The sequence below is a fragment of the Streptomyces sp. NPDC005070 genome, from assembly GCF_053600395.1.
Window position 1 is genome coordinate 12,618 of record NZ_JBSFZS010000064.1, and the last position, 14,446, is coordinate 27,063.

9 protein-coding genes are annotated in these 14,446 nt (G+C 73.7%); 7 read left to right on the plus strand and 2 right to left on the minus strand.

The window, feature by feature from the left end:
• Positions 1–12: 12 nt before the first annotated feature.
• A complete protein-coding gene (locus ACWEBX_RS22000) occupies positions 13–1,110 on the plus strand; it encodes a MerR family transcriptional regulator (protein WP_451886527.1) in 1,098 nt (365 codons plus the stop codon).
• Positions 1,111–1,195: 85 nt separating this feature from the next.
• Here the strand turns inward: ACWEBX_RS22000 and ACWEBX_RS22005 are convergent, their stop codons facing one another.
• Entirely contained in the window at positions 1,196–1,840 is a 645-nt protein-coding gene (locus ACWEBX_RS22005) for a toxin-antitoxin system, toxin component (protein WP_451886528.1), read from the minus strand.
• Between the two features lie 298 nt (positions 1,841–2,138).
• On the opposite strand from ACWEBX_RS22005, the gene ACWEBX_RS22010 reads away from it, so the two are divergent.
• Positions 2,139–3,689, plus strand: coding sequence for an acyl-CoA synthetase (locus ACWEBX_RS22010; protein WP_451886529.1), 1,551 nt, complete (start codon positions 2,139–2,141; stop codon positions 3,687–3,689).
• Complete coding sequence (locus tag ACWEBX_RS22015) at positions 3,682–5,067, plus strand: carboxyl transferase domain-containing protein (RefSeq protein ID WP_451886530.1); 1,386 nt, start codon at positions 3,682–3,684, stop codon at positions 5,065–5,067. Before ACWEBX_RS22010 ends, ACWEBX_RS22015 begins: the two co-directional genes overlap by 8 nt.
• 219 nt (positions 5,068–5,286) lie before the next feature.
• Here ACWEBX_RS22015 and ACWEBX_RS22020 read toward each other — a convergent pair whose 3' ends face one another.
• On the minus strand, positions 5,287–8,913 hold the full coding sequence (locus tag ACWEBX_RS22020; RefSeq protein WP_451886531.1) for a S8 family serine peptidase: 3,627 nt from the start codon (positions 8,911–8,913) through the stop codon (positions 5,287–5,289).
• A gap of 438 nt (positions 8,914–9,351) precedes the next feature.
• On the opposite strand from ACWEBX_RS22020, the gene ACWEBX_RS22025 reads away from it, so the two are divergent.
• From ACWEBX_RS22025 to ACWEBX_RS22040, 4 genes are all read left to right on the plus strand, one after another.
• Positions 9,352–10,389: a rod shape-determining protein gene (locus ACWEBX_RS22025; RefSeq protein WP_451886532.1), complete on the plus strand. Its 1,038-nt coding sequence runs from the start codon at positions 9,352–9,354 to the stop codon at positions 10,387–10,389.
• A 23-nt stretch (positions 10,390–10,412) separates the two neighbouring features.
• Entirely contained in the window at positions 10,413–12,071 is a 1,659-nt protein-coding gene (locus tag ACWEBX_RS22030) for a GAF domain-containing protein (protein WP_451886533.1), read from the plus strand.
• A gap of 566 nt (positions 12,072–12,637) precedes the next feature.
• Positions 12,638–12,874, plus strand: a complete 237-nt coding sequence (locus tag ACWEBX_RS22035) for a hypothetical protein (protein ID WP_451886534.1) — start codon at positions 12,638–12,640, stop codon at positions 12,872–12,874.
• 205 nt (positions 12,875–13,079) lie between these two features.
• A complete protein-coding gene (locus ACWEBX_RS22040) occupies positions 13,080–14,420 on the plus strand; it encodes a GH25 family lysozyme (RefSeq protein WP_451886535.1) in 1,341 nt (446 codons plus the stop codon).
• Positions 14,421–14,446: the final 26 nt, after the last annotated feature.

Below are 14,446 nucleotides of genomic sequence, written 5' to 3' on the forward strand. Positions count from 1 at the left end.
GGATACGTGGACATGCTGACGATCGGGGCCTTCGCGAAGGCCTCCCGGCTGTCGCCCAAGGCACTGCGGCTCTACGACGAACTGGAGCTGCTGCGCCCCGCCCGGGTGGACCCCGGGACCGGGTACCGCTACTACGCGGCCGAACAGCTCGGACAGGCCCGGCTGGTGGCGTGGCTGCGGCGGCTCGGCATGCCGCTCGCCAGGATCCGGCGGGTGTGCGCCCTGGAACCGGGGCCGGCCGCGCGGGAGATCGGCGCGTACTGGGCCGGGGTCGAGGCCGAGACGGCCGCCCGCCGGGATCTGGCCGCGTTCCTCGTGGACCAACTGTCACCGTCCCCAGGGAAGGACACCACCATGCTGGAACTCCGTTGCTCCGCTCTCACCGACACCGGTCTGGTCCGCGAGGCGAACCAGGACAGCGTCCACGCGGGTGCCCGCGTCCTCGCGGTCGCCGACGGCTGGGGGCCGGGCGGCGCACCCGCGAGCACGGCGGCCGTACGGGCCCTGACGTTCCTGGACGACGAGCCGCTGTCGGCCGGTGGTGTGCTCAACCTGCTGGAGGACGCCGTGGAGGGCGCGGCGCAGGCGGTGGCGGACCTGGTGCCGCGGCACGCCACGGCGGGGGCGCCGGACGGCGGCGGCACCGGCAGCACGCTCACGGCCCTGGTGTGGACCGGTTCCCAGCTCGCGCTCGTCCACATCGGGGACTCCCGGGCCTATGTGCTCCGCGACGGCGGGCTGTTCCGGATCACCCACGACCACACGGTGGTCCAGTCGATGATCGACGAGGGCCGCCTCGCCCCGGAGGAGGCGGCCACGCATCCGCAGCGCGCCCTGCTGCTCAAGGCGCTGGGCAGCGCCGCGTCCGTACCGGAGCTGCGGCTTCAGGACGTCCGGCCGGGCGACCGCTATCTGCTGTGCTCGGACGGCCTGTCCACCGTCGTGCCGGACGAGGGGATCGAGCGGCTTCTCACGTCGGCGCCCGATCCCGGCACGGCCGTCCGGGCCCTGGTCGGGGCGGCGAACGACGCGGGCGGGCCGGACAACGTCAGTTGTGTGGTCGCGGACGTGGTCGAGACGGCCCGTGCGGCCGGACTCCGGTTCGGTTAGGGACCGTCCGGGCGGACTCCGATCCGGTCAGGGTCTGTCCGGACGGACTCCGGCCCGGGCAGGGTCTGTCCGGGCGGGCCTCGCGTCAGTCCTGGGGCCTGCGGTAGCCGAGGGAGGCCTCGATGGCGCGGCTCACCGGGTCGACGGGGGTGTGGTCGACGGGGCCGGTCACCCAGGAGCGGAAGACGCTCGCCAGTTGCAGGCCGAAGGCCTCGGCCTGCGCCTCGTCCGCCTGACGCGAACCGTCGCGGGCGGCGACGGCACGCGCGACCTCCTGCCGGAACGGCGTCGCCCGCGGTCCCGGTTCGTGCCAGCGGGAACGGTCCGAGAGGGCCGCCCGCGCCACGGCCGTCGCCCCGTCCACGTGGTGGTCGCGGTGGCCTTCCCTCATGTGCCACAACTCGTGCCCGAGGATGACGAGTTGCTGCACCGTCTCGGCACGCTCCTCGACAACGACGAGGTCGAAGTCGCTGAACTCCATCCACAAACCGGTGACTTCGATCTCGTCGGGGAAGCGCTCGAAGCGGAGCTGGACCGGACGGCCGCCCCGGCGCCGGCTCATCTCCTCGCAGAGGGCCTGCGCCAGCTCCCGCATGTCGACGGGCGTATCGATCCTTCTCCGCAGTACCCGGCCGAGCTCCACCGCCAGCGCCCGCATCTCGGAGCGGGCTCCGCGCGGACGCAGCGCCGCCACGAACCTTCCGACGGAGCCGGCAGGCCTCGTCGTCATCGCTCCGCCTCCTCACCGTCCGGCAGGACCGCGGGAAGGTGCGGCGGGGACTCACTCACCAAAGGTCTCCCGGCAGTTGACTCGTCAAGTTGTGACGCGAGCCCGACACTACGTGTCCGGGTCCGTCCACGCCACGGTTCCCCGGCGATCGTTCCCCGTTTCGCGGCGATCCCTACGGAGCCTGCGCTCCCCCTCCACGTCCTCGGCGCGATCGGGCGGCCGACCGCCCGGTGCGGGATTCCGATCGTGTAGGAAGAACGTGTCCCTCCCGGTGAAGTCCTCTCGGCAAGGAGTCCTCGTGTTCTCCCTCTTCCCGGCCCTGGTGGGCGGCTCGGTCGCGGACCGGTCCGCGCTGCGCTTCGGCGATCGGTCCCTGACGTACGCGGAACTGGCCGCCTCGGCGCAGGCACTGGCCGCGCGGCTCGACGGCGCCGGGAGGGTCGCCGTCTGGGCCACGCCGGCCCTGGAGACGGCCGTGGGTGTCGTCGCCGCGCTGCTCGCCGGGGTGCCGGCCGTGCCGCTGAACCCGAAGTCGGGGGAGACGGAACTCGGCCACATCCTGGGTGACAGCACGCCGTCCCTGGTGCTCGCGGCTCCGGGCGACCGGCTGCCCGCGGCGCTCGAGGCGCTGGAGCGCGTGGACGTGGAGGTGAACGCCGAGGCGTCGGCGACGGCCCGAGCGGAGTGGGAGGCAGGCGCGGGGGCCGAGGGCGCGGGGGCCGAGGGCGCGACGGCAACCGGCTCCGGCACGGTCACCGATCCCGCCGCCCCGGCCCTGATCGTCTACACCTCCGGAACCACCGGCCCGCCCAAGGGCGCGGTCATCCCGCGCCGCGCGATCGCCGCCACCCTGGACGCCCTGGCCGACGCCTGGCAGTGGACCGGCGACGACGTGCTGGTGCACGGCCTGCCGCTGTTCCATGTGCACGGGCTGATCATCGGCATCCTGGGCCCGCTGCGGCGCGGCGGGTCCGTGCGGCATCTGGGCCGGTTCAGCGCGGAGGGCGTGGCGCGGGAGCTGGGCGCCGAGGCGACCATGCTGTTCGGGGTGCCGACGATGTACCACCGGCTCGCCGAGGCGCTCGGCGAGGACCCCGGGCTCGCGAAGGCGCTGGGCGGGGCACGGCTGCTGGTGTCGGGTTCGGCGGCGCTGCCGCTCCACGACCACGAGCGGATCAGTGCCGCGACCGGGCGCGGGGTCGTCGAGCGGTACGGCATGACAGAGACCCTGATGAACACGAGCGTACGGGCCGACGGGGAGGTCCGCCCCGGCACGGTGGGCGTGCCGCTGCCCGGCGTCGGTCTGCGGCTCGTCGAGGAGGACGGGACGGCGATCGCGTGGTACGAGGCCGACGGCACACCGGCCGGGACGTACGACGGCGAGAGTGTGGGCGAGATCCAGGTGCGGGGGCCGAACCTCTTCACCGAGTACCTGAACCGGCCCGACGCCACGGCCGCCGCGTACACCGCCGACGGCTGGTTCCGCACCGGCGACATGGCGGTTCTCGACCCCGACGGCTCGGTCCGTATCGTCGGCCGCAAGGCCACCGACCTGATCAAGAGCGGCGGTTACAAGATCGGCGCGGGCGAGATCGAGAACGCGCTCCTCGAACACCCCGGGGTGCGCGAGGCCGCCGTCGCCGGGGAGCCGGACGCCGACCTCGGTGAGCGCGTCGCGGCCTGGATCGTCCCGCTCGACCCCCAGGCGCCGCCGTCCGCGGACGAGCTGGCCGACCACGTGGCCCGGCGCCTCTCCCCGCACAAACGGCCGCGCACCGTGCGCTTCCTGGAAGAGCTGCCCCGCAACGACATGGGCAAGATCCTGAAGCGGGAGCTGCCGCGTGACTGAACGGATCTCGGCCCGTGAGGCCATCGCCCTCGTCACCGACAGCTTCGCCGAACTCCCCTCCCCCGAAGGCGAGTTCCCGCACGATGGCCCGCTCTCCTGGAAGGGGTACGGCGACGCGCGGGCGCGTGCGGCGGCCCGTACCGGCGAGGAGGAGTCCGTCGTCTGCGGTACCGCGACGTTCGGGACGGCGAGTTTCGGCACCACGATCGACGGCAGGGATCCGCTCGGTCCGGTCACCGCCGTCCTCGTCGTCTTCGAGTTCGGCTTCCTCGGCGGTTCCCTCGGCGAACGCACCGGGGACCGTCTGGAAGCGGCCTACGACTACGCCCGTACGCACCGGCTGCCGGTCGTCTCGCTGGTCGCCACGGGCGGCAGCCGGATGCAGGAGGGCATGCTCGCGCTGACCCAGCTCCAGCGGGTGGCACGGCAGTCGGCGCTCGTCAGGGAGGCGGGGCTCGCGCAGGTCGCGGTGCTGCGGGACCCGACGACGGGAGGAGGCTGGGCCACGCTCGGCGCGGGCGCCGATGTGACCTTGGCGCTGCCGGGTGCCCAGGTCGCCTTCGCGGGCTCCCGGGTCCGCCCGCCCGACGCGGACCCGGCCGCGTACACCGCCGAGGCGCAGGTCGCGGCGGGCTCGGTCGACGCCCTCGTGCCGCAGGACGGGCTGCGGGAGGCGCTCGCCCTGTGGCTGGACCTGCTCACCCGGCCCGCCGTCGGGGCGGCGCCCGTCCCGGCCGCGCTGGGTGACGCGACCGACCCGCCCGCGACGGGCTGGGAGGCGGTGCGGCGCGCCCGGTCCGCCGAACGCCCGCGCGCCGAGGCCTACTTGGACGCGTACTTCACCCGTCGGGCGGCGATCGGCGGCGACCGCTGCGGCGGCACCGACGACGGCGTGCTGTGCGGCTTCGGCCGCGCGCACGACGGGCGGACCGTCGCGTACGCCGCCCAGCGCGGGACACCGACCCGTCCCGCCGGATACCGCACGGCGGCCCGGCTGGTGCGGATGGCGGGACGGCTCGGCATCCCGGTCCTGACGCTGGTGGACACCCCGGGCGCCGCGAACGACGCGCTCGCCGAGCGGCAGGGGGCCGGTTCGGCGATCGCGGACCTGTTCGCGGCGGTCGCCGGCGCCCGGACTCCCGTCACCACGCTGGTGATCGGTGAGGGCGGCTCGGGCGGGGCGCTGGCGCTGGCCGCTCCCGGCAACACCTGGGCCACGCCGGACAGTTACTTCTCCGTCATCGCGCCGGAGTCGGCGGCCGCGATCCTCAAGCGGCCCGCCGACGAGGTCCGGGCGACGGCCGCCCAGCTCCGGGTACGGCCGCAGGACCTGCTGGACCTGGGAGTGATCCGGGGCATCTCGCCGCACCGCCCCTGAGGGCGAACGGACGGCGGCCGCCGGTTCCTCACTCCCGGGAGGACCCGACGGCCGCCTGCTCACGCGGGCGCCACGGCGGTGGGCGCCTGCTCACACGGGCGCCACGGCCCCACGGCGACGGCCGCCCGCTCTCCGTGCCGCCACCGTGGCGGCGTGCCGGAGGGAAGGGGGACCGGGCGGCGGGCTCCCGCCCCGGGCGGCCCGCCACCCGGCGACCGGTCACCGGACACCCACCGCCCGGATGATCTCCTGGCGGACCGAGCCGCCCCGGTCGTCGTGGGCGGAGGCCCGCAGCGACACGAAATCGGCGCCGCGCGGAACGTTCAGCGTGCCCTTCCAGCGGGCCGTGCCGCCGCCGCTCAGCGGGACCGTCTTCCAGGTGGCCCCGTCGTCGTAGGACACCTCCAGCTTTCCGCCGCCGAGGGTGCCGGTGTCCGGCGCGCCCTTCACGTACTCGGCGTGGATGCTCACCGGTACCCGGCCGCCGCGCACGTCGCCCGCGAGGTCGGTGTCGACGTCGTAGCCGAGGTTGACGAGCGGGAGGAAGGTCCAGTGGTCGTCGGGGGTGGCGGCCGAGCGGACGGTCCACTCGGTGTGGCCCTTGGTGGACAGCTTCCAGCGCTCGGGGTCGAGGGTGGTGTCCGTGACGACCTTGTAGGTGTGCTCGTCGGCGGGCGCGTCCCAGACGTATCCCGCGGAGCTCTGCCGCCGGGCGAGCAGGACACCGTCCTGGTAGACCGCGGTGAACTGCGTCATCCCGGTGTCGTCGCTCCACACGTCGCCGAAGCCGGTGTGGTCGGGCCCGGAGTCGCCCCAGCCGGGCGTGTTGAACTGGATGACGTTGCCCGAGCGCTGCTGGCCCCAGCCGAGTCCGGTGCCGAGCCAGGGGTGCCAGACGGGCTTGAACCAGTTCAGGGTCCGGTGGGTGCCGCCCCGGTAGGGGACCAGGCCGCTGCGCTCCTCCAGCGCGCCCGTCCCGACGTTCACGGACTCCATCCAGGTCTGTCCGGTGCCGGTGGAGACGTAGTCGGTGCGCTCGGCCGGGTAGTCGATCCGCTCCTGGAAGCCGAGTCCGATGGGGAAGGGGTCGACGATCGAGTAGCGGTACTCGCTGCCCGAGACGGGCTTCACCGCGTGGAACTTCGTGTCCAGAACGGCCAGTTCACCGCTGCCGGGCTCATAGGCGAGACTCCGGTCCGGGACGGCTCCCGTGTAGCCGTGCGAAAGGTCGTACACGTACGGCGAGTTGCGCGTGCCGGTCATGTCGACGGTCCGCCGCGCGCGCAGCCGTGCGGCGTCGGCCGCATTGACCGTGGCGACCTGCAGCGGCCGGTTCTCGTAGGCGTCCGTGCCGAACCAGGCGTTGAGGCGTCCCGGCGAGTCGTCGGTGACGAACAGGGCCTTGGCGCCCGCGTCCTGGGCCGCCTGGGCGAGCGCGGCCGGCGAGACGCCGTCGGTGAGTCGCGCGAGCACGGCCTTGCCGCTCACGCCGGTGAACGGTCCGCTTCCGACGTCGACCAGCGGCAGCCGGGTGCGGCCCTCGGTCAGCGTGGCTCCCGGCTGGAAGACCGTCTCCTTGACGCCCGCGACCTCGAGGAGCGGCTTCCCCAGCCGCCACACGGTCCGGTAGTCGAAGGCGCCCTCGGTGACCTTCGGGGTCGGCGCGGCGAAGACGCTGTCGTACTTGACGGGAAGCTGGACCGCGTCGAACAGGTCGGAGCCGCCGCCTGAGCGGTCGTACTCCATGATCAGTTGCCGGGTCTCGGTGCGCCGGTCGACCTTGGCGCTGATCTCCCGCAACGTCCTTCCGTCCAGGGTGACTTCGCGGTCCCGGTCGAGGGCGATCTGGGGTGCGGCGAGGAAGCCGAGGCCGAGGGAGTCGGCGCCGTGGCTGCCGCGCACGTCGAGGAACGACGTGAGGCTGTACGTGCCGGGGCGCAGCCGCAGCTTCAGCGTGCCGGAGTCGTCGACGGCCGCGGGGTACGCGTCGACGTCCTTCGCGAGCTGCTGCACGACGAGGTAGGCCGCGGCCGGGCCGCCGTCCCGGTCCTTCACATGGACGGTGAGCGTGTACCGCTCCTCCTCCTTGACCAGCCCGAACGCGGTGTGCGCGACGGGGGTGCCGTCCACCGACGCCACGATCCGCCCCGAGGTCTGGCCCACGGGCGCCGTCCGGCCGTCGCCGGTGAGCGTGGTGGAGGCGGTGCCGTGCGCGGGCACCGTGAGCGTGGTGTCGGCGAGGGTGGCGACACCCTCGCCGGCCCCCTCCGCGGCGAGCGTCAACTCCACCGCCGCGTCGGAGAAGTTGGAGTAGGTGATGGTCTTGGTGACGGGCTTGTCGTCCTCGTAGGGCCAGCCGACGAAGCCGAGGTCGACGCTGCCCGTGGCGGTGACCTTCGCGTCGACCGCGTCCGGGACGCTCACCCGGCCCGCGCCCAACTGGTACGCGGAGGCGTCGAGTTCCTTGGAGGTGGACATCAGCGCGTCCTTGAGCTGCGCGCCGGTCCAATCGGGGTGTTCCTGGGCGAGCAGCGCGGCCACACCGGCGACGTGCGGGGTCGCCATCGACGTACCGCTCATGGAGGTGTAGTAGCCGCTGCCGCTCACGAGCTGGGAGCGGGCGGCGAGGATGTCGACGCCGGGGGCGGAGAGGTCGGGCTTGAGCGCGTTGTCGCCGTAGCGGGGTCCGGCGCTGGTGAAGTAGGCGGCCTCGTCGGCGGAGTCGACCGCGCCGATGGTCAGGGCGGAGTCGGCGGCGCCGGGTGAGCCGATGGAGGAGGGGGCGCCGGTGTTTCCCGCGGCGATGACGAAGAGGGCGCCGGTCTCCTGCGAGAGGGTGTCGACGGCCGCGGCCATGGGGTCGGTGCCGTCGCTCGGTTCGGTCGAACCGAGGCTCATCGAGATGACCTTGGCGTGCACGTCGTGCGCGGCCCACTCCATGCCGGCGATGATCTGCGACTCGCTGCCCGAGCCCTGGTCGCTGAGCACCTTGCCGACGGCGAGCGTGGCCTCGGGGGCGACGCCCTTCTCCTGGCCGTCGGAGGCGGCGCCGCTGCCGCCGACGGTGGAGGTGACGTGCGTGCCGTGCCCGTTGCGGTCGGCGACCTCCTCCCCGTCGATGAAGCTCTTGGTCTGCGCGACCCGGCCGGCCAGGTCGGGGTGGCTCGTGTCGACGCCGGTGTCGAGGACGGCGACGGTCACGCCCTTGCCGGTGAGCCCGGCCTCCCAGGCCTTCGGGGTGCCGATCTGCGCGTTGCTCTCGGCCATGTCGGCCTTGACGCGTCCGTCGAGCCAGACCTTGCCGATCCCGGCCTGACGGGTCATCGCCTTCCAGAAGGTCCGGCCCTTGTCCGCGTCGACGGCCGCGCCGCGGATGCTCGGCAGGGATCGCGTCCGCTCGGCTCCGCCCGGGACCGTGGTGCGTGCCTTCGGGTCGTACGTCACGATCAGCGGCAGCTCACCGGTCTGCCCGTCGGTGAGCCCCTGCCGTATCAGCTCGCCGACGTCGAACAGCCGCCGGTCGAGGGTGCCGGCCTTCAGGTACGGCAGCGCCTCGTCCGGTACGACGGTGACGGTCCCGTTCGCGACCTGGGTGCGCACGGCCCCGGTGGCCCCTCGGGGACGTACGACGGAGACGGTCTTCTTCCCGCCGCCGACGTCGGTGACGGTGACCTTGTCCCCGGTCACGAGGGTGACGGTGTGTGCGGTGCGGGCGGCTTTCGTCGCGGCCGGGGCGGCGGTGGTGCCCGCCGCGGCCTGCGCGCCGGCCCGGCCCGTGGGCAGCAGCGCGAACACGAGCCCCGCCGACAGCAGCGCCGCCGGTCGCATCAGTGGTCCTCTGGTCATTCATGGCCTCTCTTCGTCGGCCGTGCGCGCACCGGGCAGGGGGTGGCGCCCGGTACTTGCGAAGAGTGTCGGGGGGCTTGTGTTGCCGTGACATCGACGGAGCCTGGCGGGAAGGCGCCCTGGCGGCTTCCCGCCAGGACATGCCGGTAGGAGCCGCAGAAACCGGGACAGTCTCAAGTGGCTTGTGCGGCAACGCCGTTGTGCCGGTGGACCGCCCGGCGCTCCGGACGCTCGGCGACGGAGGACCGGGGCCCGGCTCCCTGGGTTCGAGCCCGGCCGGCGGCTCGCGGGCGCGTCATGGCTCCCCCGGATCACCCGTCCGGCGGCACCTCGCCCGGCGGTCCAAAAGGGGCGCGAACCCGGCCGCGCACGCAGGATGCGAGTCAAGGACCGCCGCCCGGCGGAGCCCCACGGTCTGCGCTCTCGGGAGGGCCTGCCATGACCGCCAGTCTGGAGCAGCTTCGCCGCTGTCACTTCGCCGTCGACCTGGGCGCGGCGCGGACCCGTGTGTGGGTGCGGGGCGGGGGCCTGGTCGTCGATCAGCCGAGCGTCGCGGCGATCAACACGAAGACGGGCGCGCTGATCGCGGTCGGGGAGTTCGCGGAGCGGATGACGGGCCGCACCCCCGACTACATCCGGGTGGTGCGCCCGGTGTCCGGCGGCACCGTCGTCGACATCGACATGGCCCAGCGGATGCTGCGCCAGCTCCTGGGGGACAAGGTCCGGCGCACCCTGCGCCGCAAGCCCCGCCTGCGGGCCGCGGCCTGCACCCCGCACGACGCGGGCCCGCTGGCCCAGCGGGCCACGATCGAGACGCTGGTCGGGCTCGGGGCGCGGCGGGTCGAGCTCGTCGACACCCTCATCGCGGCGGCGGTCGGCTGCGGGCTGCCCGTCGAACGTCCCGAGGCCACCATGATCATGGTGTGCGGGGCCGCCGCGACCCAGCTCGCCGTGCTGTCGCTGGGCTCGATCGTCACCGCCGAGCGCATCCCGGTCGGCGGTGAGGCCGTCGACCACGCGATCGTGCAGCACCTGCGCCACCAGCACGAACTGATGCTGCCGAGTCAGGCCGTACGACCTCTGCAGCTCGCCCTCTCCGGGAACGGGCTGACCCCGCACGGGCCGGCCCTGACCGAGATCCACGGGCGGGACGTGGCGACCGGGCTGGCGCGTTCGGTGAAGGTCGACACCGCCGCCGTCCGCATGGCGATCGAGACGCCGCTGACCGCCGTACTGGACGGAATCGGCAAGGTGCTGCGGTCCTGCCCGCCCGATCTGGTGGCGGACGTCGCCGACCGCGGGATCATGATGGTCGGCGGCAGCGCGCTGCTCCCCGGGCTCGACCAGATGCTCCGGCAGGCGACCGGTGTGCCCGTCCACATCGCCGAGCGGCCCGAACTCTGTGCCGTCCAGGGCCTCGGCTACATGTTGGAGGGCAAGATCGAGCCGATGATCCTGAACCCCCTGGCCAACTGACGCACCGGCGGACCGGCGAACCGGTGTCCGAGGGGCCTCGTGCGACCGACCCCGTGCCCGGACTCCCGCCGCTGCTGGAGGCGGTCCTCAGCGTCGGCACCGAACTCGAACTGCGGGCGACCCTCCAGCGGATCGTGGACGCCGCCGCCGAGCTGACCGGGGCCCGGTACGCGGTGCTGGGGATGCGGGACCCTGCGCGGGACGGGCTGGTACGGATCCGCACGGCGAGTCCGCACCTCCCGGAGACGGGCCCTCCGTCCGAGGAGGCCGGGACGTCCGAGGAGCCCGGGACGTCCGAGGAGTCCCGGGGGCCGAAGGAGTCCGGAGCGCCGGAGGAGTCCCGGGCGCCGGAGGAGTCCTCGGCCTCCGCGAAATCCGGGGCCCCCGAGGAGTCCGGGGCGCCCGAGGAGTCCCCCCACCCTTCCCCCGGTCACCGGGAGCCGCAGGAAGTCGACATCTGTCTGGACGTTCCCATCCGGGTCGACGACGAGGTGTTCGGCAACCTCTGTCTCGCGGACAAGTCCACCGGGCCCGTGACCCGCGAGGACGAGCAGGTGGTGCGCCTGCTCGCCGCGCAGGCCGGTATCGCGATCGCCAACGCCCGGCTGTACGGGACGGCCCGGCAGCGGGAGCGCTGGATCGAGGGCGCCGCCGCCGTCACCACCACCCTGCTCAGCGGCGGGACCGCGGCCGACGCGCTGACCGCGGTCGCCGAACGCGCCAGGATTCTCGCGGGAGCCGCGGCGGGGATCATCCTCAAGCCCACGGCCGAGGGCGGCATGGAGATCGTGGTCGCCTCCACCCCCGGGGACCCCGCCGGCCTCGTGGGCACCACCATCGCGCCCGGCAGTCCCGTCCTCGAACAACTCCTCGGCGGGGAGCCGGTTTTCATCGAGGACGCGGCGACCGACCCGCTGATGACGACCCCCGTACGGTCCCGGTTCGGGCCGAGCATGATGCTGCCCCTGCAGACCGAGGGTCGGCTCATCGGCACGCTGGCCCTGCCGCGCGGGCGGGGCGACCGTCCGTACACCGAGGTCGAACGCCTGCTGGCCATCCAGTTCGCCTCGCAGGTCGCGCTCGCCCTGGTCCTCGCCGACGCCCGGCACAGCCGTGAACTCCTCGCGGTCTACGAGGACCGCGACCGCATCGCCCGTGACCTGCACGATCTCGTCGTACAGCGCCTCTTCGCGACCGGCATGATGCTGGAGTCGACCCAGCGCAGGAACGCCGCGAACGGGGGCGACGACGGGCGGGCGGAGGAGGTGTCGGCGACCCTCGGCCGGGCGGTCGACGAACTGGAGGCCACGGTCCAGGAGGTACGCACCGCCATCTTCGCGCTGCAGCAGCCGCCGGCCGACGCCCCCACCACGTTCCGCGGCAAGGTCCTGCGCGAGACGGCCGGCGCGGCGGCGGTCCTCGGCGTCCAGCCGTCCACCCGGTTCACGGGCCCGGTGGAGAACAGGATCACGGACCCGGTGGCGGGCCGGCTGCTCTCCGTGCTGCGGCGCGCCTTGGCCGCCGCCTCGCGGCGATCCGGGGTGTCGCGGATCGAGGTCGCCGTCGATGTGACGGTGACCCTGCCGGACGGCCGCCCCGGCGTCCGCCTGACCGTCCACGACGACGGCACCCCGAACGGCGCCTCGGCGGACCCGGACGTCACCTGGCAGGCACCGCTGTGACGGCCGGGGGCGGTGGAGGGCGGGCCTCGATCCCGCGGGGGGGCGCACCCGGACCGGGACGGGGGCACCGTACCGGTCACCGCGGAGAACACCGCCGACTTCCAGGTGACGGGCGCCGAACCGGCGGACCGCGTCGGCGACACGGTCGGCACGGACGACCGGACACACCGTCCGGACAGGACACGGCCCGCCGGGAATCCACCAGGCGGGCCGTGCCGTTCGCACCGGCGGACGAGTCGGTGCGGGTGAGTCGGGGCGCGTGCGTCAGTACGGCAGGAGTCGGCCCGACGGCGTCCTGCGGTCGATCGGCATCTCGCGCGGAGCGGCGGGCCGACGGTTGACGCGAATCCGGATCTGACGGTTCATGACCCCTCCTCATGGCTGATGAGACCGGCGTCCTCGTCGACGCGCATAGACGCATGGTGCCCACGGATGCGCCCCTCCTACCCTCCGAGCAGCATGTTCCGTCCCGGCTCCGCCGCACCGGCCCCCAGCCCGGCCGCGCCCCGACGCGCAAACGGCGCTTTCGGTTGTTCGCGGCTGATTGTCCGTGTTCACCTGGGCTCATGAACAGCACACACAGCGCGCGCCTCACGCAGTGGTGGGAAGCTCTGGAGCCTTCGGCGCGGAAGGCGGTCCTCGATCTCCACCTGGTCGAGGGCGACAGGCTGCCCGAGCAGTTCGTGCGGAGTCTCGCGGACCACGGCATCCATCCCGTCCAGTGGGAGGAACCGGAGGCCGGGCACATCGTGCCCGGGGAGGTGGTGGGCTTCCTCGCCGGGAAGCGGTCCGCGAGCGGCTGACCCTGCCTCCCGCGGGCCTGATCGCGCTCCGGCGTCGCCGCCCGTGTCCCATGCCCGTCCCAGAGGTGTTGCGTTCCCGCAGGTCACGCGGGTGGGACTGTCCCGTCGTCCCGATCCGGATCAAGAGGATCCGCCGCGGGACAGGCGCTGCCAGCCTGGTCGGCGGCCGGGGTTTCCCGGCTACTGATCAGAGGGGGAACACCAGATGGGAACAAGGACGCTACTGCGGGGTCTGACCCTCGCCGTGGCAGCGGTCCTGCCCCTGTGCGGGCCGGCGGCGGTGCAAGCTGCGCCGGCCGCCGCGGTCGCGGTCTGCGGGCACACGAGCGAACAGCCCACGCTGAAGCAGGGATCCACGGGGGACGCGACGGTCGAGGCGCAGTGCGAACTCGACCTGGCGACGAAACCGAGCCGGTACACGCCGATCGCGGCGGACGGCTCGTTCGGAGCGGCGACCGAGACACGGGTCAAGGAGTTCCAGCGGTGCGCCGGGCTGAGCGCGGACGGCGTGCTCGGCCCGAACACCTGGGCGGCGCTGAACACCTGGGCCGCTCAGCCGCACACCTGCGCGACCCAGGGCACGGCAGGGACGGCGCAGGCGACCGTGTGCGGCCACACCGACGCGCGCCCGACCCTGAAGAAGGGCGCGAAGAGCGAGGAGGTCAAGGAGGTCCAGTGCCGGCTGAACCTGGCCATGGAGCCGTTCCACTATCCGCCGCTGACGATCGACGGCGACTTCGGGGGCGGCACCGAGGACCGGGTCGTCGAGCTCCAGCACTGCGCCAACCTCGGCGCCGACGGCACCGTGGGCCCCAACACCTGGGCGAAGCTGGTGGACTGGTCCAGCCGTAACGCGTACTGCACGCCGCCCCACCCCGCCGGCCACCCGATCGACGGCCTGGACACGGCCAAGTACCAGCACCCCGGTGGCGCGCCCATCGACTGGAAGGCCGTACGGGCCTCGGGCGCCGAGTTCGCGACGGTCAAGGCCACCCGCGGCATGAACGTCACCGACGAATACCTCGCCACCGACCTCGAAGGGGCCAGGACGGCGGGGCTGGCCGTGGCGCCGTACCACTTCTACACGGGCACGGCGGCCGACACGGGTGCCGCGCAGGCCGACCGGTTCATCGCCGCCGTGCGGGCGACCGGCTACACGGGGAAGCGGGCCGGCGACCTTCCGCCGATCTTCGACCTGGAGCGCATGGACGACGGCAGCGGACGCTGTCCCACCTACGGCACGGTGGCCGACGCCAAGGCCTGGCTCGACCGGGTGGAGAACGCCTTCGGCCGCGTTCCGATGATCTACACCCAGAAGTCCTTCCTGGACGACTGCATGGGGTCGACCACCGCCTTCGCCCGGTATCCGCTGCAACTCGCGGACTACCGCCAGTCGATCACCCAGCCGCCGGTACCGAACGGCTCGACGACCTGGGCGATGTGGCAGTACACCGACGCCGCGGTCTTCCCGGGCCTGCGGGCGCCGGCGACCGGTGACGTGTTCAACGGCACCCAGGCCGACCTGGACAGGCTGGCCAACCGGTGACCCCGGCCGCCACCGCCGCCCTACCG

Bases quoted from the DNA above. Each gene is read 5' to 3' on its own strand.
- ACWEBX_RS22040 (WP_451886535.1), top strand. From the start codon at position 13,080: ATGGGAACAAGGACGCTACTGCGGGGTCTGACCCTCGCCGTGGCAGCG.
- ACWEBX_RS22000 (WP_451886527.1), top strand. From the start codon at position 13: ATGCTGACGATCGGGGCCTTCGCGAAGGCCTCCCGGCTGTCGCCCAAG.
- ACWEBX_RS22025 (WP_451886532.1), top strand. From the start codon at position 9,352: ATGACCGCCAGTCTGGAGCAGCTTCGCCGCTGTCACTTCGCCGTCGAC.
- ACWEBX_RS22005 (WP_451886528.1), bottom strand. From the start codon at position 1,840: ATGACGACGAGGCCTGCCGGCTCCGTCGGAAGGTTCGTGGCGGCGCTG.
- ACWEBX_RS22035 (WP_451886534.1), top strand. From the start codon at position 12,638: ATGAACAGCACACACAGCGCGCGCCTCACGCAGTGGTGGGAAGCTCTG.
- ACWEBX_RS22020 (WP_451886531.1), bottom strand. From the start codon at position 8,913: ATGACCAGAGGACCACTGATGCGACCGGCGGCGCTGCTGTCGGCGGGG.